Annotated in this window: 26 protein-coding genes and 1 other RNA gene; 16 read left to right on the forward strand and 11 right to left on the reverse strand. The window is 53.2% G+C overall.

Features of this window, described 5'->3' with window-relative positions; all coding sequences use genetic code 11:
- Window positions 1-14: 14 nt before the first annotated feature.
- From ABKW30_RS06130 to ABKW30_RS06140, 3 genes are all read right to left on the reverse strand, one after another.
- Window positions 15-1,883 carry an extracellular solute-binding protein gene (locus ABKW30_RS06130; RefSeq protein ID WP_348597441.1) on the reverse strand — a complete coding sequence of 623 codons (1,869 nt, stop codon included), beginning with the start codon at window positions 1,881-1,883 and terminating at the stop codon, window positions 15-17.
- Entirely contained in the window at window positions 1,880-3,742 is a 1,863-nt protein-coding gene (locus ABKW30_RS06135; protein WP_348597636.1) for an extracellular solute-binding protein, read from the reverse strand. Before ABKW30_RS06135 ends, ABKW30_RS06130 begins: the two co-directional genes overlap by 4 nt.
- Window positions 3,743-3,900: 158 nt before the next feature.
- Entirely contained in the window at window positions 3,901-4,593 is a 693-nt protein-coding gene (locus ABKW30_RS06140) for a cytochrome c family protein (protein ID WP_348597443.1), read from the reverse strand.
- Window positions 4,594-4,766: 173 nt separating this feature from the next.
- On the opposite strand from ABKW30_RS06140, the gene ABKW30_RS06145 reads away from it, so the two are divergent.
- The gene (locus tag ABKW30_RS06145; RefSeq protein ID WP_348597444.1) at window positions 4,767-5,507 is read left to right on the forward strand and encodes a 3-deoxy-manno-octulosonate cytidylyltransferase; all 741 of its coding nucleotides are present in this window, start codon (window positions 4,767-4,769) and stop codon (window positions 5,505-5,507) included.
- Window positions 5,508-5,512: 5 nt separating this feature from the next.
- A complete protein-coding gene (locus ABKW30_RS06150; protein WP_348597446.1) occupies window positions 5,513-6,373 on the forward strand; it encodes a prephenate dehydratase in 861 nt (286 codons plus the stop codon).
- A gap of 49 nt (window positions 6,374-6,422) precedes the next feature.
- Here the strand turns inward: ABKW30_RS06150 and nudC are convergent, their stop codons facing one another.
- Together nudC and ABKW30_RS06160 are read right to left on the reverse strand one after the other, a co-directional pair.
- A complete protein-coding gene (gene nudC, locus ABKW30_RS06155; RefSeq protein ID WP_348597447.1) occupies window positions 6,423-7,367 on the reverse strand; it encodes an NAD(+) diphosphatase in 945 nt (314 codons plus the stop codon).
- Between the two features lie 54 nt (window positions 7,368-7,421).
- A complete protein-coding gene (locus ABKW30_RS06160; RefSeq protein ID WP_348597449.1) occupies window positions 7,422-7,823 on the reverse strand; it encodes an HIT family protein in 402 nt (133 codons plus the stop codon).
- Between the two features lie 73 nt (window positions 7,824-7,896).
- Here ABKW30_RS06160 and ffs point away from each other — a divergent pair.
- The 3 genes from ffs (at window position 7,897) to ABKW30_RS06175 (ending at window position 10,279) form a co-directional block, all read left to right on the forward strand.
- Window positions 7,897-7,993: signal recognition particle sRNA small type (ffs, locus tag ABKW30_RS06165), an RNA gene on the forward strand.
- Between the two features lie 89 nt (window positions 7,994-8,082).
- Window positions 8,083-9,939, forward strand: a complete 1,857-nt coding sequence (locus tag ABKW30_RS06170) for a DNA polymerase III subunit gamma/tau (protein ID WP_348597637.1) — start codon at window positions 8,083-8,085, stop codon at window positions 9,937-9,939.
- Between the two features lie 16 nt (window positions 9,940-9,955).
- A complete protein-coding gene (locus ABKW30_RS06175; RefSeq protein WP_008122553.1) occupies window positions 9,956-10,279 on the forward strand; it encodes a YbaB/EbfC family nucleoid-associated protein in 324 nt (107 codons plus the stop codon).
- Between the two features lie 54 nt (window positions 10,280-10,333).
- Here ABKW30_RS06175 and ABKW30_RS06180 read toward each other — a convergent pair whose 3' ends face one another.
- Complete coding sequence (locus ABKW30_RS06180; RefSeq protein WP_348597451.1) at window positions 10,334-10,768, reverse strand: translation initiation factor 2; 435 nt, start codon at window positions 10,766-10,768, stop codon at window positions 10,334-10,336.
- 572 nt (window positions 10,769-11,340) lie between these two features.
- On the opposite strand from ABKW30_RS06180, the gene recR reads away from it, so the two are divergent.
- The gene (recR, locus tag ABKW30_RS06185; RefSeq protein WP_348597453.1) at window positions 11,341-11,946 is read left to right on the forward strand and encodes a recombination mediator RecR; all 606 of its coding nucleotides are present in this window, start codon (window positions 11,341-11,343) and stop codon (window positions 11,944-11,946) included.
- Window positions 11,947-11,977: 31 nt separating this feature from the next.
- Window positions 11,978-13,204 carry a lytic murein transglycosylase gene (locus tag ABKW30_RS06190; RefSeq protein ID WP_348597639.1) on the forward strand — a complete coding sequence of 409 codons (1,227 nt, stop codon included), beginning with the start codon at window positions 11,978-11,980 and terminating at the stop codon, window positions 13,202-13,204.
- A 5-nt stretch (window positions 13,205-13,209) separates the two neighbouring features.
- Here ABKW30_RS06190 and ABKW30_RS06195 read toward each other — a convergent pair whose 3' ends face one another.
- Both ABKW30_RS06195 and ABKW30_RS06200 read right to left on the reverse strand, forming a co-directional pair.
- The gene (locus tag ABKW30_RS06195) at window positions 13,210-13,476 is read right to left on the reverse strand and encodes a hypothetical protein (protein ID WP_348597455.1); all 267 of its coding nucleotides are present in this window, start codon (window positions 13,474-13,476) and stop codon (window positions 13,210-13,212) included.
- Between the two features lie 126 nt (window positions 13,477-13,602).
- Entirely contained in the window at window positions 13,603-14,529 is a 927-nt protein-coding gene (locus tag ABKW30_RS06200; protein WP_348597457.1) for a transglutaminase family protein, read from the reverse strand.
- Window positions 14,530-14,731: 202 nt separating this feature from the next.
- Here ABKW30_RS06200 and ABKW30_RS06205 point away from each other — a divergent pair, with 202 nt between their 5' ends.
- A complete protein-coding gene (locus ABKW30_RS06205; RefSeq protein WP_348597459.1) occupies window positions 14,732-14,920 on the forward strand; it encodes a hypothetical protein in 189 nt (62 codons plus the stop codon).
- Between the two features lie 2 nt (window positions 14,921-14,922).
- Here ABKW30_RS06205 and ABKW30_RS06210 read toward each other — a convergent pair whose 3' ends face one another.
- Window positions 14,923-15,054 (reverse strand): hypothetical protein, encoded by a 132-nt coding sequence (locus ABKW30_RS06210; RefSeq protein ID WP_348597461.1) that lies wholly within the window; start codon window positions 15,052-15,054, stop codon window positions 14,923-14,925.
- A 167-nt stretch (window positions 15,055-15,221) separates the two neighbouring features.
- Here ABKW30_RS06210 and ABKW30_RS06215 point away from each other — a divergent pair, with 167 nt between their 5' ends.
- The 8 genes from ABKW30_RS06215 (at window position 15,222) to ABKW30_RS06250 (ending at window position 23,304) form a co-directional block, all read left to right on the forward strand.
- Window positions 15,222-15,683 (forward strand): DUF4126 domain-containing protein, encoded by a 462-nt coding sequence (locus ABKW30_RS06215; protein ID WP_348597462.1) that lies wholly within the window; start codon window positions 15,222-15,224, stop codon window positions 15,681-15,683.
- Window positions 15,680-17,062: an FAD-containing oxidoreductase gene (locus tag ABKW30_RS06220; protein ID WP_348597463.1), complete on the forward strand. Its 1,383-nt coding sequence runs from the start codon at window positions 15,680-15,682 to the stop codon at window positions 17,060-17,062. Before ABKW30_RS06215 ends, ABKW30_RS06220 begins: the two co-directional genes overlap by 4 nt.
- 209 nt (window positions 17,063-17,271) lie before the next feature.
- Window positions 17,272-18,315 (forward strand): autoinducer 2 ABC transporter substrate-binding protein, encoded by a 1,044-nt coding sequence (locus ABKW30_RS06225; RefSeq protein WP_348597464.1) that lies wholly within the window; start codon window positions 17,272-17,274, stop codon window positions 18,313-18,315.
- Between the two features lie 85 nt (window positions 18,316-18,400).
- Window positions 18,401-19,900: a sugar ABC transporter ATP-binding protein gene (locus ABKW30_RS06230; protein ID WP_348597466.1), complete on the forward strand. Its 1,500-nt coding sequence runs from the start codon at window positions 18,401-18,403 to the stop codon at window positions 19,898-19,900.
- Window positions 19,897-20,874 carry an ABC transporter permease gene (locus tag ABKW30_RS06235; RefSeq protein WP_348597468.1) on the forward strand — a complete coding sequence of 326 codons (978 nt, stop codon included), beginning with the start codon at window positions 19,897-19,899 and terminating at the stop codon, window positions 20,872-20,874. Before ABKW30_RS06230 ends, ABKW30_RS06235 begins: the two co-directional genes overlap by 4 nt.
- Before the next feature lie 8 nt (window positions 20,875-20,882).
- Window positions 20,883-21,878 (forward strand): ABC transporter permease, encoded by a 996-nt coding sequence (locus ABKW30_RS06240; protein ID WP_348597470.1) that lies wholly within the window; start codon window positions 20,883-20,885, stop codon window positions 21,876-21,878.
- A 25-nt stretch (window positions 21,879-21,903) separates the two neighbouring features.
- Window positions 21,904-22,836, forward strand: a complete 933-nt coding sequence (gene rbsK, locus ABKW30_RS06245) for a ribokinase (RefSeq protein WP_348597472.1) — start codon at window positions 21,904-21,906, stop codon at window positions 22,834-22,836.
- Between the two features lie 12 nt (window positions 22,837-22,848).
- Complete coding sequence (locus ABKW30_RS06250; protein ID WP_348597473.1) at window positions 22,849-23,304, forward strand: RbsD/FucU family protein; 456 nt, start codon at window positions 22,849-22,851, stop codon at window positions 23,302-23,304.
- Here the strand turns inward: ABKW30_RS06250 and ABKW30_RS06255 are convergent.
- The gene (locus ABKW30_RS06255) at window positions 23,301-24,278 is read right to left on the reverse strand and encodes a LacI family DNA-binding transcriptional regulator (protein ID WP_348597475.1); all 978 of its coding nucleotides are present in this window, start codon (window positions 24,276-24,278) and stop codon (window positions 23,301-23,303) included. The two genes, ABKW30_RS06250 and ABKW30_RS06255, sit on opposite strands and share 4 nt — an antisense overlap.
- Window positions 24,279-24,339: 61 nt before the next feature.
- On the reverse strand, window positions 24,340-25,893 hold the full coding sequence (locus tag ABKW30_RS06260) for a DHA2 family efflux MFS transporter permease subunit (protein ID WP_348597477.1): 1,554 nt from the start codon (window positions 25,891-25,893) through the stop codon (window positions 24,340-24,342).

The raw sequence follows: 25,893 nt of genomic DNA on the forward strand, positions 1-25,893 counted from the left end.
TTGCTGTCAAAATATCAACCCTTGCCAATTGCCTTCGCCTTCGCTTCGTCGAACCACCATAGCGTTTCAACCGGGAAACCATAATCGGGCTTTGGCTCCTTGAAGCCGAACATGTCCCAATAGGCGATTGGATGATTCGCTGAGTACCAGTTTGGAATCCAATCGCGCCTTATACGCAAGAGCCGATCCAGAACCCGCAATAGCGAAACCAGTTCATCACGCGATTTTGTGTCACTTACTTTGGCTATGAGCGCATCGACAACCGGGTCCGCCGTGCCGGGAAAATTATACGAACCCGGTATATCCTTGCCCTTGGAGCCGAATATTTCTTCCAATGATTCTCTTGTTGGCGTGGGGGTGAGCTGCACCGCCATGCCGATCATGTCGAAATCAAAATTCTGAATTCGGAGCTGATATTGCGCGGGATCGACCAGGCGCAGATAAGCATTGACACCTATTGCTTTCAGATTGTTGATGAAGGGTGAGTAGCTGCGGGTAAACACCTCAGCATAGATCAGAAGTTCAAGGCTGAGTGATCGACCTTGCGCGTCCACCAATTTGTCACCTTCCCTTTTGAATCCAGCCTGATTCAGAAGATCGGAGGCTCGCCTTAAATTTTTGCGATCACGGCCGGAGCCATCAGAAGGTGTTTGCAGCAACGCATCATCGAAGATGGCTTCCGGCAGCCTGTCACGGAGGGGCTCCATGATGGCAAGTTCTTGCGGAGAGGGTTTTCCACTTGCGCGAAAATCCGATTGTTCAAACACCGATTGCGAACGCTCATAAGCGCCATAGAAAAGATTTTTCTGGGTCCATTCAAAGTCAAAGCATAGTGAAATAGCTTCACGCACCTTGGGGTCGCGAAAATGTTCGCGGCGTTGATTGATGGCCCATGCCTGTAGCATAGGACGTTTTTCCGCAGAGAATTTGCGTTGGATCACACGTTTCTGCTGAACTGCAGGGAAATTATACTCTGTTGCCCAGGTTTTTGCAGTTGACTCAAATCGCCAGAAAATATCGCCTTTTTTGAAGGCTTCGAATTCCGGTTGGCGCTCCCGGTAAAAATCAATCTTGATACGATCAAAGTGATTTTGGCCACGCTGTACGTTCAGGTCTTTGGCCCAGTAATCTTTGACCCGCTCATATTCGATGGTTTGACCCGGCGCGATGCGTCCGACACGATATGCGCCGGAGCCAAGCGGCGGCTCCATCGTTGAGGCTTCAAAATCGCGGGTAGCGTACCAATTCCCGGAAAAAATAGGTATCGAGGAAACATCGAGTATCGCGCGGTCAGAATGCCTGCCGGAAAATGTCAGGCGAACCGTGTGCGGGTCCAGTGCAGTAATTCTTGTCATCTCCGTGAGAACCAGACGGAGTTGAGGATGGCCTTTCTCTTTCAACGTCTCAAAGCTGAAAACGATATCATCGGCGGTGATTGGAGAGCCATCGTGAAAGCGAGCCTCGGGCCGCAGCTTGAACGTAAAACTGTTGCGGTCGACAGAAACAGTAACTGTTTCCGCTACAAGACCGTAGATCGAATCCGGCTCGTCCAGTGCAGATGCCATCAGTGTATCGAAGCAGAGTTCCATACGCGGCGGTGCATCGCCTTTGGTCGTGAATGTATTGAGCGTATTGAAGGTTTGGGGCGACTGATTAAATACCCATGTATTCGGCGAGAACGCAAATGTTCCGCCTTTGGGCGCGTCGGGGCTGGTATAGTCGAAGTGAGTGAAATCTTTCGGGTATTTCAACTCGCCGAAAGCAGAGAGACCGTGCAGCGGGACGTCTGTCTGCACGTCTGCCAAGGCCAGTTTAGGAGCCACGGCAGTCAGCATTGCAGCGCCTGAAATTTTCAGGAGATCGCGGCGGTTGAATCCTGTCATTGAGTGCGGGCCTTCAGCGACTGTTCTTTGGCGGTATCAATCCACCACGAGAACGGATCCATGCCTATATAGTCAGGCTGCTTCTCCGGCATCCCGAACTTGTTCCAATAAGCAACTCTGGCGCGATCATCATACCATTGCGGCACAACGTAGTAGTTCCACAGCAGTACGCGATCGAGGGCACGAGTTGCAGCAACCAGTTCATCACGGTCCTTGGCAAGGATTACCTTGTCGATGAGCTTGTCGATGGCGGGATTCTTAATCCCCATGTAATTGCGCCCGCCTTTAACGTTCGCATTGGCTGAGCCCCAGAATTCACGCTGTTCATTGCCGGGAGAAAGCGTTTGGCCGATGCCCATAATTGCGAGTACATCGTAATCAAAATCATTCACTCTCTCAGCATACTGGGCAGAATCTACAGCTCTTATCTGGGCGTCTATCCCAAGTTTGCGGAGGCTGGCCATGAACGGCCCGATGGTCCGCTCATCACGAGGGTCGTCGCCTAGAAACTCAATGGTCAAGGGCTGGCCAGTCTTTGTATTGACAAGCTTTCCGTTCTGTTGCTCGTAGCCAGCGTCGCGCAGTAGTCCGACTGCTTTTCGCAGATTCTCACGCAGCGCCTGCGGTGTGTCCGAAACCGGATTCTTGAATTCCTGTGTGAATACTTCTTCGGGCACTTCGCCTTTCACAGCTTGCAGGATTTCCAGTTCCTTCCCTTGAGGAAGTCCACTTGCCGCAAGTTCCGTGCCCGAGAAATAGCTGTTAATGCGCTTATATTCGCCAAAGAACATATTTTTGCTCATGGTTTCAAAATCGAAAGCCAGATTGAGAGCTTGGCGGACTCTGATGTCCTTGAACTTGTCACGCCGATTGTTCAGTAGAAAGCCCTGCATGCGGCCAGACGATCGCGTAGGGAAGATCGTCTTGATGACGTCACCTCGAACAATGGCAGGGAAGTCATATTCGCGCGTCCAGCGTCCAATGCTGGGTTCGCCTCGAAAATCCTGAAAACCACCCTTCTTGAAAGCTTCCCAACTGGCGTTCCCATCTCGGAAATATTCATATCGGATGCGTTCAAAATTATTCCGTCCAAGAACGGTTGGAGCGTCTTTTGCCCAGTAATCGGGCACACGGACCCAAGTAATTGTCTTGCCGAAGGCGACATTCTCGATCTTGTAGGGACCAGAGCCAAGTGGAATTTCCGAGGTTGGCTTGGTTATGTCCCGTTTGTTGCCGTTCTTGTCTGTTCCTTCCCACCAGTGTTTTGGCAGGATCGGATACTCACCGATGATGCTTGGAAGTTCGCGGTTTCCACTCACGGCAAAAGTGAATGTGACTTCGCGGTCGCCGGTCTTTTCTGCCTTTGTCACATCATGATAATACTTGTTGTAGAGCGGGCTCTGCTCTTTCAGCACATTGAATGACCAGATTACATCGTCAGCCGTAATTGGCTGGCCATCATGCCATTTCGCTGCAGGGTTTAACCGGAACTTGGTCCACGAAAAATCATCCGGATAAGAAACTGCTTCGGCAATCAACCCGTAATTTGTAGCCGGTTCGTCAAGTGCACGGTCGAGGAGTGTATCGTAGAGATGTCCACCCATGATCGTGCCGCCGGGTAAGCCTGCCGCGGAAGTGCCTTGCACAACGAAAGGATTAAGACTGTCAAATGTACCTTGAGCAATAAGATTGAGAGTGCCGCCTTTGGGAGCATCCGGATTGACGAAGTCGTAATGTTTGAAACCCGCTTTATATTTGGGTTCGCCTAAAGCACTCGTTGCATGACGCCATTCCGGTTCAGTCGCATGTGCAATCTGGAGGGCGCCAAAGGATGTGGCGGCGAGCAGCGCAAGGCTGATAACGAAGCGGCGAAATCTCAAATCAGGTCTCCACGGTTCTATTTGACGGGCAGTCTAAGAGAAAATGCGGCAGAGAACAGGCCTTGGTTCAAAAAACACGGGGAGTTGATACAAAAAAAGCCGGGCATTGCCCGGCCTTTAGATCGATATGAGTAGTTTTAGTGTGCTGGCGCTGGCTGAGCAGGCGCTGCCGGTGTTTCACCCGCTGGTGCCGGGGCGGCAGGAGCCGCGCCCTCGGCGGGCTTCTCACCAGCTGGAGCGTCACCTTCCGCAGGCTTGTCACCGGCAGGAGCTGCGTCAGCGGCCGGGAATGGCTTCGGGCTGTCCGAGAGTGTCTGCAGATAGGCGATCAGATCGGCGCGCTCATTGTCCTTCTTGTCACCGGCAAAGCCCATGGCAGTGCCTTTAATGTAGGCCTTCGGAGCTGTGAGGAAGTGGTTGAGGTGATCGAATGTCCACTTCTCTTCGCCACCCTTGGAGAATTCCTTCATTGGTCCGGAGTAGCTGAAGCCTTCATGCGTAGCGATTGGACGATCAACAATGTCCCAGAGGTTCGGTCCAACCTTGTTGGCACCGCCTTTTTCGCCGGTATGGCAGGCAGTGCAACGCTTGAATACGGCTTCACCACGCTTCGCGTCAGCCGAGGCGAGCAAGGTTGCAATTGGCACAGCCGCAGCAGGAGCGGCGGCTGCACCCGCTTCAGCTTCGCCACCCTCAGGAGCCTCGATAATGAAACCTGGCTTTTCCGGAGCGTGCGAATCGAACAGGGAGTCGGACATGATAGAAGCTGACATGACAACGAATACTGTTGCCAGAAACGCCATGGCGTACTTATTGAATGCGGATCCCATCGTCAGTCATTACTCCTCTTGCGGAGGGCTTCAATATCTGATCAATGCAAACCGCTGCATTTGTGGCAGAAACCCCTCGTGATTGCGCGGAAACTAGGGGTTTTATGTCCCACTTGCAACACATATAAGGGCGGTTCTGCCTGAGACTTTTTGACACCGTAGGGGTGTGAGGAATGATGAGAATATTGAACCTGATACCGGCGAGAATGGCTTCCACAAGGCTTCCGAACAAGCCTTTGGCCGATATTGCCGGCAAGCCGATGATTGTTCACGTCGCCGAACGGGCCATAGCTGCGGGTCTTGGCCGCACCGTCGTTGCGACTGACAGCCTTGACGTAAAGTCGGCCGTCGAGGCGCACGGGCTTGAGGCTGTGATGACCCGTAGCGATCATGAATCCGGGTCTGATCGCATCTATGAAGCGCTGAGAGCACTTGATCCGGACGGCAATATCGACGCGATTGTCAACGTGCAGGGTGACCTGCCGACGATTGAGCCCGAAATTATAAAGCGCGCACTTTTGCCATTGCAAAACGGACCGGCCGATATTGGCACACTGGCAGTCGAGATTCGCCACAAAGCTGAAAAGACCAACCCGAATGTGGTCAAGATTATTGGCTCTCCATTGAGTGCAAGCCAGCTGCGCGCGCTATATTTTACGCGTGCGACAGCGCCGTGGGGCGATGGGCCGCTTTACCATCACATCGGGCTTTATGCTTACCGGCGCGAGGCGCTTGAACGCTTCGTCAGGCTTGGCCCTTCGCCGTTGGAACGGCGCGAAAGGCTGGAGCAGCTGCGTGCGCTTGAGGCAGGCATGCGCATTGACGTTGAAATCGTCGATTCAGTTCCACTTGGCGTGGATACGCAGGAAGATCTGGATCGGGCCCGCGATATATTAAGTATGAAACAAGGCTAGGGATAATGACCAAGACCAACCGCATCTCCTTTCAAGGTGAACCCGGAGCAAATTCCGATACGGCTTGCCGCAATATGTTTCCGCACATGGAACCCATGCCTTGCCCGACCTTTGAAGATGCGTTCAATGCGGTTGAAAGCGGTGCCGCCGATCTGGCAATGATCCCGATTGAGAATACGATTGCGGGTCGCGTTGCCGATATTCATCATCTACTGCCGGAATCGCGATTGCACATCGTCGGCGAATACTTCCTGCCGATCCATTTTCAGCTGATGGTTTTGCCCGGTACAAAGCGCAGCGAGATCGAGACGGTTCACAGCCATATTCATGCGCTGGGCCAATGCCGCAAATATATCCGCAAGAATGGTTGGAAGCCGGTGATTGCAGGCGACACTGCCGGCGCCGCGCGCTTGGTAGCAGACGTCAAGGACAAGACGATGGCTGCCCTGGCACCGCGTCTGGCATCCAGCCTTTATGGACTTGATATTCTTGAAGAGGATGTTGAGGACACCGAAAACAACGTTACACGCTTTGTCGTACTGACGAAAACCAAGAAGTGGGCGTCGCGCACGTCCGACGCGCTGATGATGACCACTTTTGTGTTTCGCGTCCGCAACGTTCCTGCCGCACTTTATAAAGCGATGGGTGGATTTGCCACCAATATGGTCAACATGACCAAGCTGGAAAGCTATCAGATCGATGGCAAGTTCACTGCCACGCAGTTTTATGCGGATATTGAAGGGCATCCGGACGACAAGAATGTCGCCCAAGCTTTGGAAGAACTGGAGTTCTTCTCAAAGGAAGTCCGCATATTAGGCGTTTATCCTGCCGATACGACCTTTCGCAGTTCCCAGAACGCCGAGTAACGTGTTGAACGGTAAAACGCTGGGGGCGGGAGCCTCAGAGACTTAACGATCAAACGATGCTTTCGACCCAACTACGAATGAGGTGGGCGGCGATTGCTCCTGCTGGGGGTGTCATCAACCCATCGGGATGCGTGCGATCCATCATGGTTACGACTTCCTCGCGGCTGAACCAGCGGCCATCCTCAAGTTCCGCCTTGTCGAGTATATAATCGTCGGAAAGCGCTTCTGCGTGGCAACCGATCATGAGAGAATAAGGGAAGGGCCAAGGTTGGCTTGCGTGATAGAGCACGCGGCCCACTGGCAGGCTTGTTTCTTCCATTGTTTCGCGGCGTACCGCATTTTCAATGGTTTCACCGGGCTCGATAAAGCCGGCAAGGCAGGAATACATGCCAGCACCGAAGTGCGGACCACGTGCCAGCAGGCATTTATCATTGCGCACAACCATCATGATGGCGACTGGATCGGTACGCGGAAAATGCTGGGCTTCGCAATTGGAGCATGTGCGGCGATAACCGCCATCGCGCATGACTGTTTCATGGCCGCAGCGCCCGCAGAACTTGTGACTGTCATGCCATGAAAGAAGCGATACAGCTTGCGCCATGGCCCCGACCTGATCAGCGGGAATAAGCCCCTGCGTATAGGCGGAGCGGTAGTCGATTGCCTCGATATTTTGGGGCAAAGCTTCAATGGCAATATTGCTTGGTCCCGCCAGAATCGGCATCTCGTCCTGCAGCCCGAGGTAGATGGTCTTGTTCAGACCGGGGAGCAGGGCCGACGCGGCCTCCATACCGAAAAAGGCGTTGCCTTCGGGAGTGGTGCGATCCACCAGCACTTTGCCATCGCCAGCAAGAAGCATGCGGGCGTTGGCGCTTGCCAGCGCAACCGTGACGATATCGTCGCTGCGTTTTTCCGAATGGCGGTTGATACGGTTTCCGGCAAAGCCGACAAAATGGCTTGGCTCGGCTAGAGGAGCATCGAAGAGACGAAACGGCATGAATTGAAGCTCCAGAATAGGACCCGGGTGGGAACTGGACAGAATGACCTTGTATTAAATAGCGTCGAGAATGGCTTTGGCAAAGGCCTTTGCGTCGTTTTGGCCATAAGGTTCTCGAGTGCCATGGCCCCAAACCGGTCCCGGCCAGGCGGGATCGCCGCTGTTGCGCGCAATGACATGCAAGTGCAATTGCCGGACAATATTGCCAAGCGCACCCGTATTGATCTTTTCACAGTTGGTAACCGATTTGAGCGCTTGTGCCGCAATGCCAGCCTCGAAGGTCAGCATGGTTTGGTCGAGCGGCGTCAGTTCGTGGATTTCGGTAATTCCGGGCCGCTGGGGCACAAGGATAAGCCATGGCCAGCGGCGATCGTTCATCAGGCGCAGATCGCAAAGGCCCAGCTTGACGACCGAAAATGTATCCGCGTTCAGTTTGCTATCGAGTATGAATGTCATGGTGTAAGGGTAAATAGCAGTTTTTTTCTGTGTGCGCTTGCTTTTTGCAAGACAATTGCCGATATGAGAACCGGGAGGTTGGTGGTGGACGAGCCACTCGCCAACCGGGTCAGGTCCGGAAGGAAGCAGCCCCAACGAGCCAGGCACGGGTCGCCGTGCCAGCCTCCCACCTTTTCTTTTGCGATCGGACCGCTAGCCTGTGTCAAAGCCGCAAAGCGGCATTGACGCTGCGGTGCATGGCGGTCCAAACTTGCGCCATATACAAGAAGCGAATGCAGGAGCGGAATCAAACGCGATGGACACGAAAAAGCCAGACAGCGCCTATCGCGTACTCGCCCGCAAATATCGCCCGGAGAATTTCGACGATCTGATCGGTCAGGAACCGATGGTACGGACGTTGACGAATGCATTCGAGACGGGGCGGATTGCACAAGCCTGGATGCTGACTGGCGTGCGTGGTGTCGGCAAGACAACGACTGCCCGCATTCTCGGACGGGCGCTTAATTACAAAAACGGCGATATCGACAAGCCCACTATCGACTTATCCGTTATGGGTGAACATTGTCAGGCTATCATGGAAGGCCGGCATGTCGATGTGATCGAGATGGATGCCGCCTCGCATACGGGCATTGATGATATTCGCGAGATCATCGAGCAGGTACGTTATCGCCCGGTATCGGCGCGCTATAAAGTCTATATCATCGATGAGGTGCACATGCTCTCCAATCAGGCCTTTAACGGCCTGTTGAAGACACTGGAAGAGCCGCCTCCCCATGTGAAATTCATCTTTGCCACAACGGAAATCCGCAAGGTTCCGATTACTGTGTTGTCGAGGTGCCAGCGCTTTGATCTGCGCCGTATTGATACCAGCGTCTTGACCGCGCATCTGCGCAAGATTGCTGGCTTGGAAGGTATCACGGTCGACGACACCTCGCTTTCCATGATCGCCCGGGCGGGTGAAGGGTCGGCGCGTGATTCCCTGTCGATCTTTGATCAGGCCATTGCGCATGGTGCAGGCACGGTGGATGCCGAGGCAGTGCGGTCCATGCTTGGCCTTGCTGATCGCGCGCGGATCATCGATCTGTTTGAAATGCTGATGCGCGGCGATGTGGCATTGGCATTACGCGAGTTCCGCTCGCAATATGATGTCGGTGCCGACCCCAGTGTGGTACTGACCGATCTTGCCGATTTCAACCACTTGGTAACGCGTATTCGTTTCACACCCGACGTTGCCGACGATATTTCATTATCGGAAGATGAGCGGCTTCGCGGGCGTGATTTCGCAGATAAATTGTCAATCCGCGTGCTCTCGAGAACATGGCAGATGTTGCTGAAGGGCATTGCCGAGGTCGAAGCGTCGAACCGGCCTGTTCAGGCAGCCGAGATGCTGCTTATCCGGATTGCCCATGCCGCAGACTTGCCGACGCTTGATGAGGCGTTGAAAGCACTGGACGAAGGCACGTCGCTGCCAACGCCTTCTGGAAGTAATAATGGCTCGCGCCCTAATCCGGGCAATGGTGGCGGTGCTGCGATGGTACGTGCCAGCGATGCCGTAGCAACGGCCCACGGTACAGTGAATGCGGGCGGTGGTGCGACCATGCGACTGGTTGAACCGGCTGTTCAACAGGACCCTGTCATACCCCCCGCTCCAGTGATCGTAGAGGAGGCAACTCCTTCCGTACCGCTGGATAGCATCGAAGATATTGTAGCTCTCGCTGACAAGCAGCGTGATATGCAGTTCAAGATCATGGTCAAGAATTGCGTGCGTCTTGTCAGCATCAAACCCGGACGGCTTGAGATCAACTTGACGGAAAGCGCGCCGAAAACCTTGTTGACTGATCTGTCGCAAAAACTTGGCGACTGGACCGGCATTCGTTGGATGGTTTCGCTTTCGCGTGAAGAAGGCAGCAAGACGCTTAATGAAGTTGAGACGGCAAAGCGTGAGGGCCTGCTCAGCGATGCGCGGGCGGACCCGGATGTTGCCGCCATACTTTCGAAGTTTCCGGGCGCCAAGATAATCAATGTGCGCATAGCCACGCCTGCCGGGCAAGCTGATGATGATCTTTCCGCTGGTGCGGGCGACGATACATTGGCACCGGTTGAAGAAGACGATTGAACACAGGAGATAACCCATGCGTGATATAATGGGCATGATGAAACAGGCCAAGGAAATGCAGGCCAAGATGGCTTCCATGCAGGAAGAGATTTCTGCACTTGAGGCTGAAGGGCAGGCTGGTGGCGGGCTCGTTACTGTCAAGCTTTCCGGCAAAGGTGCGCTGACCGCGCTGACCATCGATCCTTCGCTGTTCAAGGAAGATGACATTGAAGTTATCGAAGACCTAATTATTGCAGCCCATAATGAGGCGAAAGCAAAGGTAGAAGCGATCATGGCTGAAAAGACACAGGCTTTGACCGCTGGTCTGCCAATTCCTCCGGGCTTCAAACTGCCATTTTGAGCAGGCGTCTTATGCAGCCTTTGTTTGCGGCTGCATAAGTTATCTATAGCGGACTCAAGAAGTCGGCTTACCCGAGCGCTTGCGATGCTTAACAGCAGCAGGTTTGGTGGCAATAGGCGCCAGCGTAATGGTTGCCGGGTTTGGTGTGTGATCAAGTGTAGCGCCACTTACGGCATCCACTCCCACGCCAATGACCCCGCCGAAAAGCACATTTCCCGCCAAGCCTGCGGTGCCTTTGCCCGACATCTTGGTATCGATGAATAAACTGCCTGTGTGGTAGCCGGGTTTACTGGCTGTAGCGGTGAAAGGGGTCTTGCGGTTCACCTTTATTGTGCAGGGCGAGGACGTGCAGTTGCTTCCAATGGATGTCGTGATTTTGGCATCTGAAGGGGACGTGATGATAACAACATCTTCGGTGGTGCCGCGCGCAATGGATGCGCAGCCCGGTAAAATCGAGAGAATGGCAATAATTGCCAAATGGTTCTTCATGAAAATCTCCAAAAAAATTTGACAAGAAATAAATTAATTCTGGGTGATAACCCACCCGCAGACAGGCGTTAGTTTAAATCAGGCCAATGTCAATGTGATTTGAAGCTTCGAGGGTATTTGCGGGGAATACGTACTCTCCAGAGGCAACCAGAAGTTTATTGGAAAATGGCTCTGCTTAAGGTAAGTTGATCTTGGAGTGGGGAACGAGCTTTCGCCCGTCCCCCGTTCTCATTTTGAAAAGTGAACCCGGAACGTCAGTGACCAGCTGGTCCGGGTTCTTTTCATAATGAGGGTTACGCTAAACGGAAATCTCCGCATAGGTTCACCTCCAAGTCGAGGGCAAGGCTGATGCCGCAGTCAAAGAAGCCTATCTTCTCTGATATACTGGCTGGCTCAGTGCTGCTGCTTTCGCCCTCAAAGCTTACGCTCTCACGCTTGAGTTGATCCTTATCGGGTCTGAGGGGCTGGGCAACCAATCCAAGATTGTATTATTTCGATCAAAACTGCGATGCGGTTGAATAGTCCCGTGGTCTCTGATTCCCTTAAGTCGCAAATTGCTCTAAACCGGCGATATGTCGAAGCGAATCGCCGGTCCTGAAATTGAGCGTCTGATCCAGCTACTGGCCAAAGTGCCGGGACTGGGACCGCGTTCGGCGCGCCGCGCTGCCTTGCATCTGATCAAGAAGAAAGAGGCGCTGCTGATCCCGCTAGGCTCTGCGATGCAGGACGCTGCCGACAAGGTGCGCATCTGCTCAACATGCGGGAACGTCGATACGTCGGACCCATGCATGATCTGTACTGACCCGCGCCGTGAACGCGCTACGCTTATCGTCGTTGAAGATGTCTCGGACCTTTGGGCGCTTGAACGTGCCGGTTCGATGAATGTACGCTATCACGTTCTTGGCGGGCGTCTCTCTCCGCTTGATGGCGTAGGGCCGGATGATCTTAATATTGCCACCCTTGTCGGGAGGGTTGCGGAAGGAGAGATCAAAGAGATCATCCTTGCAGTCAATGCCACGGTCGAAGGCCAGACGACGGCGCATTACATCACCGATCAGCTTGCGGACTTCGATATCCGTATTACCCGGCTAGCACATGGCGTGCCGGTAGGCGGAGAACTTGACTATCTTGACGAAGGAACACTAACGGCCGCCTTGCGTGCCCGCACCGTGCTTTGAGGAGGCCATTTTGATCAAGCCCTTTTTGACTATGGCTTTGGGCGCAATGCTTGCTATTTCGTCTGGGGTCTCTTCACTCGCGGCATCGAAAGCCGATGTAGAGGCACAGTTTCAGAGCTGGCTGGCCAACGACCTCTGGCCCGAGGCCAAGGCGAAAGGCGTGTCAAAATCGGTGTTTGATCAGGCGTTTGCGGGAGTGTCGCCCAATCTGGAACTGCCCGATCTTGTCATGCCGGGGGAAAAACCGAAAACGCCAAAGAAGCAGGTACAGTCCGAGTTCGGGTCTCCGAGCAAGTATTTCAATGACAAGACCATAAATACGACGACTTCCGGGGGCGTGGCGCGTGCGGGACAATATGCGCGCACTTTGAAGGCCGTCGAAAGTAAATACGGTGTTCCGGGTGAGATTATTCTGGCAGTCTGGGGACGCGAAAGTGGTTACGGCAGTGTGAAAATCCCCCATAACGCCTTCACCGTTCTTGGCACCAAAGCTTTCCTCGCGTCCCGCAAGGAGATGTTCCGAAAGGAGTTGATTGCTGCGCTGGAGATAGTCCAGAAGGGATATATTAGTGCCGGAAACATGAAGAGTTCATGGGCTGGAGCCTTGGGCCAGCCGCAATTCATGCCGACCTCCTATCTGGAGCACGCCGTCGATTTCGATGGCGATGGAAAACGGGATATCTGGAATTCTGTACCTGATACGTTGGGCTCGATTGGGCATTACCTGCAACAATATGGCTGGCAGGCCGGGCGCGACTGGGGATACGAAGTGACTGTGCCGGAAACGGTTAGCTGTTCGCTTGAAGGGCCAGACCAAGGCAAGCCGTTTTCGGCTTGGGAAAAGCTGGGCATCAGCCGCACTAATGGCAGGGCATTTCCCTCAAGTGAGTTGAAGCGCGAAGGCTTTCTTTTGATGCCTGCAGGCAGACATGGCCCGGCTTTCATAGTTACCAAGAATTTCTACGTGCTCAAGGAATACAATATGAGCGATCTCTATGCTCTGTTTATCGGGCATGTTGGCGATCGGATTGCTCACGGCGCTAAAGGGTTTTCGGCAAGCTGGGGCGATGTTGGCGGGCTCTACCGCTCCGATATTGCCAGTCTTCAGAAAGTCTTGGAAAAACAGGGCTATGATGCCGGTGGTGCCGATGGATTTCCCGGATTCAAAACGCGGCGGTCCATTGGTGCGTGGCAAACCAAACAAGGCATGGAGCCAACCTGTTTCCCGGACAAGACGCTTATCAAAGCGATCAGATAAAAGCTTTAACCTGATCGCGTTTGCTGCTCGGAACTATCCTGACTGATGCCCGGATGAGAGTTTATTGCTGTGATCACCGCCAGGGCAGCAAGTGAATTGATGTCTTTGTTGCCCCTGTTGAAGGCGATCATGACCGTTTCTGCAATGATCTTCGCGTCGTCATCCGTACTCGATTGTACGACAAGAGTTTTGGCTGCCTTGTCATAGGCGGCCTGCATAAGGTCCCAGTCTTCTTGTGAATAAATTGACTTCGAAGGATTATCGAAAGGCATCTTGTGGGTTCCTCCTCAAGACCGACCCGAATCAGTAAATTAATGCCCCAAATGTGGCATGGCAAACAACAAATGCACTGATCCGGAAAAGCTTCCGGATCATTTTGTGGGTATATTTGTGTTTGTCTAGGCCATTGGCTCCGTCTCGGTCGCCTCCCGGATATGCCGCGATAACCTTGACCAGCGTTGGCTAAACCACGGCGTCACAAGCGAAATTTTCTCAAAACGTTTGCTTGTAAATGAAGGATCATTCTCCTCGAATGTCCACACTTTAAAGTTCGTCAGTTCATGCGGACCAAATGTATAAATCAACGGAATGTCCGCAGCATCACGGCCGCGTGCGACCACGATCCGGCCAATACGCCGCTGATTGTGACGGGCATCAAAAGTATGCCATTTGCCGCCTAGATAAACTTCAAACCAGGCATTGAAATCCATAGGCGCCGGATCGGATGGCACGCCAATATCACCCATATACCCGTTCACATAACGCGCAGGAATATTCATGCAGCGGCAGAATGCGACCGCCAGATGAGCAAAGTCGCGGCAAACACCAACGCGTTCCTCATGTGCTTGCGCTGCGGTCCGGGTTGAACGGGCAAAACCATAGCTGAAAGTCAGCCGCTGGTTGACGTAGTCGCAAATTGTTTGAACCCTCGTCCAGCCGGGCTTTACATGCCCGAAGAGGTTCCATGCCAGATTGCTCAACTCGTCCGTTTCACAGTAACGGCTTGCGGAAAGATAGGCGAGACATTCTGTCGGAAGCTTATCGACAGTCAGCTCTTGGGCGTCCTCATCGACTGGATCAGGCAGGCCGTCATCTTTCACAACAGCGTCGTACTTGAGCGAAAGGTTTCCCGCAGGAGCAAGCAGGCGCAAACAGCTATTGCCAAATAAATCCGTAAAAGTTTCCAGCTTTACATCCGGCGCAGCGGTAGGGCCACGTTCACATTGAACGTCGTTCAACCGTGCAGATTCAAGATTCAGATAGGTCGTCATGGGCGTCGGCTCGTTGCAGCGAATTCCTATCTCGTAACCAATACGGATCAACATGGGCATATCCTTTAACCTTTTCAGGACAACGCCGCCGCTGGGTGCTGGTTCCGCTATTTCAAACTTTTTGCGTAAAAGGATTCACAAGCCGGCAAATTCATAAATTGTTGACCATAAGTCAGGAGAGTTTGAACCAAATCCCTCCATTTGAGTTATTTTGGTGATGGGCCTTTCATATACGGATCGGCAAGGAGTGATTGGAATGGTCATGGTAGCAAGACATCCAGCAAACCCAAGGACGGCCAGTGTTCTTCGCGAACAGATCGTACGTGCTGACTACCGCCGGACAATAGAAACTGCGCGCCCGTCACAAGCTGAAAAGAATATTCCTGACGTGTTGCGCGATCTGCTGCAACGGCTTGACGATGCCGAGAAGGAGCAGGATCACTGAGATCAGTTTTTGATCTGAATGATACGCCCCTGATAGTCGGCACGCCCTGATTTGGCATGGTGCACAAAGGTCCCGAAGGACAGTGCGAAAGCAAAGAATATTGCAAATACGATGCCAAGACGCTGAACAAGCATGACATAACCCCACCAGTATTTTACTGCGAGCTAACCCCATCGTGGGTATAGTGCAGCAGTTGAATTTTCTCAGATTATGTGTCGCAATGTGAATGCTGGCTGAACCCTGCGTTCATCCGGCGTTTCAGTGCTGAACTGATCACGGATTCAACTGGGGGTAGATGTTGATGATCATTACACTTGCGCTTCTGATTGGTGTCATTGCTGGCCTGCGAGCGATGACCGCGCCCGCTGCCATAAGCTGGGCTGCCTACTTAGGCTGGCTCAATCTCGGAGATAGCTGGCTGGCATTTCTGGGTTACGCTTTTACACCATGGATATTGTCGTTACTCGCCATCGGTGAATTGATTACAGATCAGCTGCCATCAACGCCAAGCCGCAAGGTGCCTGTACAATTCGGTGCACGTATTGTCATGGGGGCGGTTAGCGGTGCTGCAATAGGCATTGGCGGTGGCGCGCTGATCGCCGGGTTGATTGCAGGAGCCATTGGCGCTGTGATCGGTACTTATGGTGGGGCATATGTGCGGAGCAAGCTTGCAGCCAGTTTTGGACAGGATCGTCCGGCTGCCTTGATTGAGGATGCGGTCGCAATCATCGGCGCTTATCTGATAATCGCCGCCCTGCCATGACCAGTACATTCGATGCGATCATAATCGGCGCAGGGCAGGCAGGGCCTGCGCTTGCAGGCAGGCTTACAGGTGCGGGTAAGAAAGTGCTGCTGGTAGAGCGAAAGCTTTTTGGCGGCACCTGCGTCAACACGGGATGCATGCCCACCAAAGCGCTTGTCGCAAGTGCCTACGCAGCACATTTGGCTCGGCGGGGAGCTGATTTTGGTGTGACAATCGACACGCCTGTCCGCATCGATATGAAGCGTATCCGGCAACGGGCCGATACGGTATCTTCCAATGCCAGACACAACGTTGAGAGCTGGTTGAAGGGCATGGCGCACTGCACTGTTGTGCAGGGTCATGCGCGATTTACCGGGCCTCATGAGGTCGATATTGACGGTGCAGCCTACGCGGCTCCTCAAATATTCATCAATACGGGCGGGCGCGCCAATATTCCCGATATGCCCGGTATTGCTGACATCGATTATCTGACGAATACCGGAATTTTGCAGCTGGATACGCTCCCCGAGCATCTCGTGGTGATCGGGGGCAGTTATATCGGCCTGGAATTTGCGCAGATGTATCGCCGCTTTGGTGCAAAAGTGACGGTTGTGGAAAAGGGGCCGCGGCTGGTTTCCCGTGAGGACGAGGATGTTTCAGAAACGATCAGGGAGATACTCGAAGCGGAGGGTATCGAATGCCGATTGAATGCCGAGTGCATTTCATTCAAGCAGCATGAGCAAGGAACGGAAGTCAGCGTTGACTGCAATTCTGGAACGCCAGCTATAATTGGTTCGCATGTACTTTTGGCGATTGGCAGGCGGCCCAACACCGATGATCTTGATCTTGAAAAGGCGGGCGTCGAAATCGATGAACGCGGTTACATCAAGGTCAATGACGATCTTTCAACAACCGCGAACGGGATCTGGGCTCTTGGTGATTGCAACGGGCGAGGGGCATTCACCCATACGTCCTATAATGATTTTGAGATCGTCGCGGCCAATCTGCTTGATGGGCAGGATCGCAAAGTCAGTGCGCGAATTCCGGGCTACGCGCTTTATATCGATCCACCGCTTGGCCGCGTTGGTTTGAGCGAAACGCAGGCACGAAAGGCCGGTCGGGCACTTCTGATCTCCAAAAGGCCAATGACCCGGGTGGGGCGTGCCGTAGAGAAAGATGAAACAAAGGGTTTCATGAAGGTCGTCGTAGACGCAGATACAAGAAAGATTTTAGGCGCTGCAATTTTGGGAACGGGCGGTGACGAGGCCATTCACGGCATATTGGACATGATGAATGCTGATGCCGATTATCGAACGTTACAATGGGCTGTCCCCATCCATCCGACAGTTTCCGAGTTGATTCCAACGCTGCTTGGCGATTTAAAACCTATCGATAAGTAGACAGATATTGATAATCGCGTACATTTGATCTGCGACATATACAAACGTATTGACAACGGGTCTGTGATCCCGGAAAGTCAAATGAAACGTTTCATATTGAAGAAACGCTAACGACCGGATAGGTTATCAAGAATGATTTCGGTCGCTCAGGGAGAAATGGAATTGGCCAGATAGCCTGTTCCAAAGGGCAAACCAAGGGAGGAAGCCTCGTGAAGAAACTTTTAGCATGTTTGGCAATGACATTGGCGCTGGCTATGCCGGCACTGGCCGATGGGCCATTGGACACGTCCAAGGTCAATAAGGAATATGTAACGGGTGCCGACGGCAAGAGCTATACGATCGCCACTGTCGTTAAGGTCGACGGCATCGCATGGTTTGACCGTATGCGCGAAGGCGTTGAGCAGTTCAAATCCGAAACCGGCGCTGACGTATGGATGGTTGGTCCAAGCTCGGCGGATGCTGCGGCACAGGTGCAGATCGTCGAGAATCTCATCGCTCAGGGCGTCGATGCCATTTGCATCGTGCCATTCTCCGTGGAAGCTGTTGAGCCGGTTCTCAAAAAGGCACGCGAACGCGGTATTGTTGTGATTGCGCACGAAGCCTCAAACATCGTGAATGCCGATTATGTCCTCGAAGCCTTTGATAACAAGGCCTATGGCGCAAAGCTGATGGAAGTTCTGGCCAAGTCGATGGACGGCAAGGGCAAATATCTTGCAACTGTCGGCAGTCTTACATCCAAGTCCCAGATGGACTGGATTGATGGTGCCATCGAGTATCAGAAGAAGAACTACCCCGACATGTCGCTCGCGACAGAACGTCTTGAAACCTATGACGACGCCAATCAGGATTATACCAAGCTGAAGGAAGCCATGACGACCTATCCGGACGTCAAGGGCATTCTTGGTGCGCCTATGCCAACGTCTGCTGGCGCTGGCCGTTTGATTTCCGAGGGTGGTCTCAAGGGCAAGGTATTCTTTGCCGGTACGGGTCTGGTTTCCGTTGCGGGCGAATATCTCAAGAATGGCGATATTCAGTATATCCAGTTCTGGGACCCTGCGGTTGCAGGCTATGCCATGAACGAACTCGCAGTTATGGCTCTTAACAAGAAGACCGACCTTATCAAAGCCGGGCTAGATCTTGGCTTGCCGGGATATGAAAAGCTGCTCGCTCCGGATGCGTCCAAGCCAAACCTGCTCTATGGTGCAGGCTGGGTTGGCGTGACCGTAGAAAACATGGGTTCGTATAACTTCTGATGATAAACCTGACTCTGAAACGGAGGCGTTGCAAGACGCCTCCGTTTCGTTGATGTTCGCGGGTCTCCACCGCAGCGGGGAAAGTATGAGCGAAAATCTTCTGGAACTGAAAAATGTCAGCAAGCGCTTCGGCGGTCTTGTGGCTCTCGACAATGTTTCGCTTGTGCTCAAACCCGGCGAAATTCATTGTCTCGCTGGTGAAAACGGCTCTGGTAAATCCACGATCATCAAGATCATGTCTGGCGTGTACACGCCAACAGATGGTGAAATCCTGATCAATGGAAAGCCTGTTACGGGCTTTACCCCGGCGCAATCCGTGCAGCAGGGTATCCAGGTCATTTATCAGGATTTTTCCCTCTTCGGAAATTTGACTGTCGCAGAAAACCTCGCACTGAATACCTTGCTGCTTGAGGGCAAGAAGTCTGTCAGCTGGAGACGCATTCGCGAACTTGCAACGAAAGCTTTGGCGCGTCTTGGCGTTACAATGGACCTTGATGCCGACGTCGAGTCTCTGCCAACATCCGGCAAACAGATCGTGGCTATTGCCCGTGCCATGATGGGTGACGCCAAGCTGATCATTATGGATGAGCCTACAACTGCCCTTACACGGCCGGAAGTCGATGCCTTGTTCCGAATTGTGCGGGATATTCAGGCGCAGGGAATTGCCGTGCTTTTCGTCAGTCACAAGATGCGCGAAATGCTGGAAATCAGCGAGCGCCTCACAGTCCTGCGTAATGGCAAAAAAGTTGCCGAAGGTCCGATCAGCGATTTCAACGAGGCAGCGATTACGCGTGCCATGACAGGACATGATCTGACCGATCAGACATATGAATGGAAGCCCGCGGCTGCCATTGATCAGCCGCGGCTGGATGTCAAGCAATTGAACATTCCCGGGGCCTTGGAGAATATTGACCTTGCATTGCACGCCGGAGAAATTGTTGGCCTGTCGGGTCTAATAGGTTCGGGCCGAACGGAACTTGCGCTGGCTCTGTTTGGTATGAACCCGAAATATACGGGTTCGGTGATGATCGATGGAAAGCCGATTCACCCGAAAAGCGTTCAGGATGCGATTGAGAATGGTCTTGCCTATGTGCCGGAGGACCGTCTGACCGAAGGGCTGTTTCTCACACAATCCATCGAACGCAATATGCTCGCGACTTCGTTCGAGAACTTTGTCAGCGGCATATTCATTGATCGTAAAAAGGCGGACGCGGCCACGAAAGCCATGTTCGGAGCCATGCAGATTGCAGCGCCCGGTCCGCAGACGCCGGTTAATCACCTTTCCGGTGGCAACCAGCAGCGCGTGGTGCTCGCGCGGTGGCTGTTGACCGGTGCCCGCGTACTTATTCTCAATGGGCCGACTGTCGGCGTAGATGTCGGCTCCAAAGCGCAGATTCACCGCAAGATTCGCGAACTGGCTACAGAAAATGGGCTGGCCGTGCTGATGATATCCGACGATGTTCCCGAGCTTGTGCAGAACTGTAACCGTGTCATCGTCATGCATCGTGGATGTTTTGTTGATGAGATCGCTGCAGACGCACTGAATGAAGACGCTTTGAACGACCGGTTGAAGGCTTTGAAATGACAATTTTCCGCCGATCAGAAACTATTATCGCGGCCATTCTTCTGGTGGCCATGGTCCTTATTGGGTTGATCAATCCGGCCTTCTGGTCAATGGACAATTTGTTCGGATTATTCCGCAGCAATGTCATTATCGGCATCATGGCACTGGGTGTCCTTGTCGTGATGATTTCAGGCGGCATTGACGTCTCGTTCACTGCATTTGCCGTTGCGGCGATGTATCTGACCGTCAAAGGCATGCTCTATTTCGGTTATGAAGGCGTGCTTTTGCCCTTTGTGGCAGCAACGCTGATAGGTCTGTTGCTTGGTGCGTTCAACGCGTTCTTCATCCATACATTCCGGATGATCCCGTTGATCGTGACGCTCGGAACAGGCAGCGTTGTACGTGGTCTGCTGCTCGGTCTTGTTGGCACCAGTATTATCAATATCGACAAGATGCCTCCACAGCTCATCAATTTTGCCAAGGTCAATCTCGTTAATTCGACATCGGCAACTGGCACGAATTTTGGCCTGACAGCGATGATCCTGATCTACCTCGGTCTTGCGCTCGTGACGCATCTTTTCCTGCGTTACACGATGATCGGGCGGAGTATCTTTGCTTATGGCGGCGCGCCGGAAGCAGCGAAGCGTGTCGGCTTCGATACGCGCAAGACACTGCTTTTCGTTTATTGCTTTGCAGGTGCTTTGGCAGGATTTGCCGGACTTCTGCAAGGCTCGATGATCTGGCAGGCAAATCCGCGTGATTTCGCCGGTTTCGAACTCGATGTCATCGCAGCGGTCGTGCTGGGAGGGGCCTCGATCTTTGGCGGGCGAGGCAGCGTTGTTGGAACGCTGCTTGGAGTGTTCATGCTCGTCATGGTCAAAAACAGCCTGATCATCATGAAGGTCGATACGACCTGGCAGCGCGTCGTCGTCGGCGTGATTATCGTTGGAGCGACCGCGCTGACCGCGTGGCGTGATCGCAAGAAACTGGTGTGAGAAGTACAATGTCAGACAGCTCAATCGCCAAACGTATTCTCGGACAGGACCGTAACATCCTGCAGCTCATCGCGATCACCATTCTGGTATTCGCGCTGATGTCATGGCTGAATCCCGACAAGTTCCTGCGCTACTACAATTTCGAGTCCATCACCTACATCATGCCCGAACTTGGTATTTTGGCCATCGCCATGATGATTGCCATGCTGACGGGCGGCATCGATCTGTCAGTGGTCGGTATCGCCAATCTTGCCGGTATCCTCGCCGGGGTGTTTTTCCACTCCGTCATTGTCGGTACGGATCAATCGACCGGCATGATCCTGCTTTATACTGGCCTTGGAATATTGATGGCGCTTGGCATTGGCCTGCTGGCCGGATTGCTGAACGGTTTTCTGATTTCGAAACTGCGAATTACCCCTATTCTTGCAACACTCGGCACGGGACAGATATTCACTGGACTTGCGGTGGTTCTCACCGGCGGCCCGGCAATCACCGGTTTTCCGGATGGCTGGAATTTCATTGGTAATGGCAAGATTGTCGGAGTGGCCACACCATTCGTGCTATTTGTTATCGTGGCGGGAGTTGTCGCTGTACTGCTGACCCGGACGACATTCGGCGTTAATCTGATGCTCATCGGCACCAATCCTAAGGCGGCGGTTTTTGCCGGTCTGCGCAAGGATCGCATGATCCTTTATTCGTACATGCTGACAGGTCTGCTGGCCGCTATTGCCGGGGTTATCCTGTCAGGCCGCACCAATGCTGCAAAGTCAGACTATGGCGCGTCCTACCTGTTGCAGGCGGTTCTGATTGCGGTGCTCGGTGGCACCAATCCGGCGGGCGGCAAGGGTAGGGTGCTTGGCGTCTCTATTGCACTGATTGCGTTGATGTTGCTTTCTTCCGGTTTCCAGATATTGCGGTTTTCCAACCATTTGATCGATTTCATATGGGGTGGATTTCTGCTGATCGTTATTGCTTTGAACGCTTTCCGCAATACGGATAGATAACAGCATCAATTTGAGGGACATATATATGGCACGACGCATTGCAGTGGTTGGCAGTAACATGACCGATCTGGTGACATCGATCATCCGCATGCCTGCACCAGGTGAAACGCTGGAAGCCCCGGAATTTTCGATGGGATTTGGCGGCAAAGGTGCAAATCAGGCGGTTGCGGCAGCAAGGCTAGGCGCTGATGTACTGATGCTCACCAAGGTTGGTGACGATGTGTTTGGCCAGAGCACGATCAACAATCTCAAGGAAAATGGTATCGATATTTCCCATGTCGGTACGGTTGCCGGGACGTCGAGCGGCGTCGCGCCGATTTTTGTCGATGAGACAGGTGAGAATTCCATTCTTATTATCAAAGGTGCCAACAATGATCTGAAGCCCGCCGATATCGATGCGGCAGCGGATGATCTGAAAAAATGCAGCCTGATCCTGATGCAGTTGGAAGTGCCGCTGGAGACTGTCTATTACACGCTTCAATTTGCCGAGAAGCATGGCATCGAAACCATATTGAATCCTGCACCTGCTGCCCCGGATCTTGACCCTGCAAAAGTCACTACCGCCACTTTTGTCGTTCCTAACGAGACAGAGTTGGCATTACTGACCGGATTGCCAACCGGAACAGATGAAGAGATTGAAGAGGCGGCCCACTCGCTTATTTTCAAAGGCATCCGTACAGTAATTGTAACCCTTGGTTCGCGCGGTGCACGCCTGATAACCAAAGATCAATCAACGTTGATTGAACCGGTCAAGGTGAAGCCTAAGGACACGACAGGCGCGGGGGATGCTTTCATCGGCAGCTTCGCGCAGTTCTATGTCGAGACCGGCAAGCTTGAGGCATCATTGAAGAAGGCCGCAATTTACGCAGCAGATTCCATTACGCGCCCTGGAACGCAAAAGTCCTATGCTACTGCCGAGGTATTCGAGCAGTTCCTGGCGACCCAATCCAATCGTTGATGAGGTAGAACAGTGCTGAAAAATCTCGACCCACTGCTTAACGCCGATGTGCTCTATGCACTGAAATCCATGGGGCATGGGGACCGTCTTGTCATTTGCGATACCAATTTCCCGGGTGATTCCGTCGCTCGGCAGACAAGGCTGGGCCGCCTCCTGCGTATTGATGCTGTAACGGCACCACGTGCCGCGCGGGCGATCCTTTCGGTCATGCCGCTCGATACATTCATTGATGATGCAGCAGCGCGCATGGAGATTGTCGGAAGCCCGGATGAAGTGCCGGATGTGCAGATCGAGATGCAGGCTGAAATCGATCAGGCCGAAGGCAAACACTGGCCGATGGTATCAATCGACCGGATGGCATTCTATGAGCATGCCAAGAACGCCTATTGTGTCATCGCAACGGGAGAACGCCGCTTCTATGGCTGCTTCATCCTGACAAAGGGCGTGATACCGCCGGAAAACGCTTAAGTTGAAATAGCAGCCGTCGAATTGCGTACCACCAAAGTTGCATCCAGTAATTCGCCGGTAAGCAGAGTGGAATTGTCGCTGATGATGAAAGCGACAGCGCGTGCAGCGATCTGTTCTACCGGCTGACTGATGGTCGTCAGCCGTGGCGCAATCAGATTGGCGAGCGGGATGTCATCAAAGCCGATAATCGACACGTTATCGGGAACCTTAAGATCAAGGTCAGTTGCTGCCCGGATCAGCCCTATGGCCTGCTGATCGCTGGCTGTAGCAATTGCCGTAGGTCTGGTGTTTTCCGGGCGTGTAAGCAGCAGTTTTCCCAGGACCTCACCTGATTGATAATCGAATTGGCCTTCAGTTATTTCCGGCTGAATCCCCGCAGCGACAAGCGTATCCAGGAAACCACTGCGACGCTCGCGCGATACGGGGGAATTATTTGGCCCGGCAATATAGGCAATGCGTTTATGGCCGAGGTCCAGAAGGTGCTGTGCGGCAAGACCCGCGCCAGCGTAATGATCAACAGAAATAAGCGGATAGTTGCTCAAACGCCTGTCGACAGCAACTGTCGCGATTTCGCTCTGCCATCCTTCTGACGCGCCAAATTGCGTGGGTACGATAATCAGCCCGGTGGGATAGCTCTTGAGCAGGCTTTCGATCTGCGAAAGCTCAATCTTGGGGTCGTCATTGGTGATAGACAGCAATACGGAAAAGCCGGCTTTGGAGGCAATGGCTTCCACATGTTTGGCAAGCTCGGCAAAGAAGGGGTTGGTAATATCAGGAATGACCAGCCCGATCATATCGGTTCGGCTGCGCCTCAAGCCCCGAGCGACACCGCTCGGCCGGAAGTTTAGCTCGCGAATGGTTGCTTCCACCAACTCGCGCAACTCTTTGCCTACGGTTTCGTTTTTGGCCAGCACACGGGAAACCGTACCGACGGAAACATTGGCCCGCGCCGCTACGTCCTTAATGTTGACCATCGAGAACCTTTTCCGAATCATTAAGTCACAACTGGTGTCAGCCTTACCCCAATCGAGCGGTCTATTCCATCACGGCAGGGTGGTCGTCTGGCGCAGGAGCGCTCGATCCGGGTTTGCGGAGCAATAGAACAAGCGGGATCGAGACGATTGACATGATCATCAACAGCTTGAAGTCGTCCATATAGGCAATGATGGTAGCCTGCGTGGTAATCATTCCATCAAGTGCTGCGCGGCCTGCAGCCGTCATCGGATTGAGATGCTCCATCACCACAGGTGCATTGAAGGCATGATTGAATGGCGTCACATAAGCGGCAATCGACGAATGATTACTCTGTACATTCTCGGTGATCAGTGCGGTGACGACGGCAATGCCCACGCTTGAGCCGATATTTCGCGAAAGATTGTAAAGTCCGGTACCTTCGCCGCGCATGGCGGCTGGAAGGGTGGCAAAGGCAATAGTCGTTAGCGGAACGAACAGGAATCCCAATCCGGCACCCTGAATGAAGCCCACATAGATAATTGTCGATTGCGAAACATCCGGAGTCCAGCCGGTCATGTCGTACATCGCCCAGGCGGTCAGGCTGAAACCGAAAATCAGCAGCGCCCGTGTATCGATTTTGCCGATCATCCGGCCGACAATGAACATGCTTGCCATGGTTCCGATACCACGCGGTCCCATGACAATGCCCGCAGTGATGACGGGGTAGTCCATCAGCGTTTGCAGATAAGGCGTCATCAGCGCAAGCGAGGCGAGATAGGTCACGCCAATGACGAAGATGAAAAACATGCTGACAGAGAAATTGCGGTCGAGGAAAAGGCGCGGATTGACGAAGGATTGCTTGGCCGTAAACGTGTGAACAAGGAAAAGATAGAACGCACCGGCGCATATAAGCGCTTCAAGCTGAATTTCGGCAGAAGAAAACCAATCCAATTGCTCACCGCGGTCAAGGAAAAGCTGCAAGGTCGCGATGGCAAGGCTAAGCATGCCGAAACCGAACCAGTCCAGCTTTGCCGTGATGTTGCGTGCGGTTTCGGAGACGAAGGCAACAATGCCGAAGAATGCCAGCATTCCAATTGGCACATTGATGTAGAACACCCAGCGCCAGCTTATATTGTCCGTAAGCCAGCCGCCAATGACCGGGCCAAGCACGGGGCCGACCATCACGGAAACGCCAAACAGAGCCATGGCCTTACCGCGTTCTTCTACGGAATAAATGTCGAGGAGAATGCCTTGCGACAGGGGCACGAGTGCTGCCCCGAACAAGCCTTGCATCAAGCGAAAGATGACGATCTGCGGTAGAGACTGCGCGAGCCCGCACAGAACTGAAGCGATAACGAAGCCAACGATGGCAGTCAGAAGCACGTTCTTCCGGCCGAAACGCGCAGCCAGAAAGCCCGAAGGCGGCGTCATGATAGCTGCGGCAACGATATAGGATGTCAGAACCCAGTTTATCTGATCGGCACTTGCCGAGACACTGCCCTGAATATAGGGCAGCGCCACATTGGCAATGGTCGTGTCGAGCGCCTGCATGATCACTGCAAGAATGACAGATGCAGTAATCATGCCGCGATTGGCGACGATCGGCACATCATTGACTGTTGTTGCGGTAGACAT

Origin of the sequence: Phyllobacterium sp. SB3 (assembly GCF_040009165.1) — a bacterium.
Lineage (GTDB): Bacteria > Pseudomonadota > Alphaproteobacteria > Rhizobiales > Rhizobiaceae > Phyllobacterium.

Bases quoted from the DNA above. Each gene is read 5' to 3' on its own strand.
- ABKW30_RS06130 (WP_348597441.1), bottom strand. From the start codon at position 1,883: ATGACAGGATTCAACCGCCGCGATCTCCTGAAAATTTCAGGCGCTGCA.
- ABKW30_RS06140 (WP_348597443.1), bottom strand. From the start codon at position 4,593: ATGGGATCCGCATTCAATAAGTACGCCATGGCGTTTCTGGCAACAGTA.
- ABKW30_RS06145 (WP_348597444.1), top strand. From the start codon at position 4,767: ATGATGAGAATATTGAACCTGATACCGGCGAGAATGGCTTCCACAAGG.
- ABKW30_RS06150 (WP_348597446.1), top strand. From the start codon at position 5,513: ATGACCAAGACCAACCGCATCTCCTTTCAAGGTGAACCCGGAGCAAAT.
- nudC (WP_348597447.1), bottom strand. From the start codon at position 7,367: ATGCCGTTTCGTCTCTTCGATGCTCCTCTAGCCGAGCCAAGCCATTTT.
- ABKW30_RS06160 (WP_348597449.1), bottom strand. From the start codon at position 7,823: ATGACATTCATACTCGATAGCAAACTGAACGCGGATACATTTTCGGTC.
- ABKW30_RS06175 (WP_008122553.1), top strand. From the start codon at position 9,956: ATGCGTGATATAATGGGCATGATGAAACAGGCCAAGGAAATGCAGGCC.
- ABKW30_RS06180 (WP_348597451.1), bottom strand. From the start codon at position 10,768: ATGAAGAACCATTTGGCAATTATTGCCATTCTCTCGATTTTACCGGGC.
- recR (WP_348597453.1), top strand. From the start codon at position 11,341: ATGTCGAAGCGAATCGCCGGTCCTGAAATTGAGCGTCTGATCCAGCTA.
- ABKW30_RS06190 (WP_348597639.1), top strand. From the start codon at position 11,978: ATGGCTTTGGGCGCAATGCTTGCTATTTCGTCTGGGGTCTCTTCACTC.
- ABKW30_RS06195 (WP_348597455.1), bottom strand. From the start codon at position 13,476: ATGCCTTTCGATAATCCTTCGAAGTCAATTTATTCACAAGAAGACTGG.
- ABKW30_RS06200 (WP_348597457.1), bottom strand. From the start codon at position 14,529: ATGTTGATCCGTATTGGTTACGAGATAGGAATTCGCTGCAACGAGCCG.
- ABKW30_RS06205 (WP_348597459.1), top strand. From the start codon at position 14,732: ATGGTCATGGTAGCAAGACATCCAGCAAACCCAAGGACGGCCAGTGTT.
- ABKW30_RS06210 (WP_348597461.1), bottom strand. From the start codon at position 15,054: ATGCTTGTTCAGCGTCTTGGCATCGTATTTGCAATATTCTTTGCTTTC.
- ABKW30_RS06215 (WP_348597462.1), top strand. From the start codon at position 15,222: ATGATCATTACACTTGCGCTTCTGATTGGTGTCATTGCTGGCCTGCGA.
- ABKW30_RS06220 (WP_348597463.1), top strand. From the start codon at position 15,680: ATGACCAGTACATTCGATGCGATCATAATCGGCGCAGGGCAGGCAGGG.
- ABKW30_RS06230 (WP_348597466.1), top strand. From the start codon at position 18,401: ATGAGCGAAAATCTTCTGGAACTGAAAAATGTCAGCAAGCGCTTCGGC.
- ABKW30_RS06235 (WP_348597468.1), top strand. From the start codon at position 19,897: ATGACAATTTTCCGCCGATCAGAAACTATTATCGCGGCCATTCTTCTG.
- ABKW30_RS06240 (WP_348597470.1), top strand. From the start codon at position 20,883: ATGTCAGACAGCTCAATCGCCAAACGTATTCTCGGACAGGACCGTAAC.
- rbsK (WP_348597472.1), top strand. From the start codon at position 21,904: ATGGCACGACGCATTGCAGTGGTTGGCAGTAACATGACCGATCTGGTG.
- ABKW30_RS06255 (WP_348597475.1), bottom strand. From the start codon at position 24,278: ATGGTCAACATTAAGGACGTAGCGGCGCGGGCCAATGTTTCCGTCGGT.
- ABKW30_RS06260 (WP_348597477.1), bottom strand. From the start codon at position 25,893: ATGTCTACCGCAACAACAGTCAATGATGTGCCGATCGTCGCCAATCGC.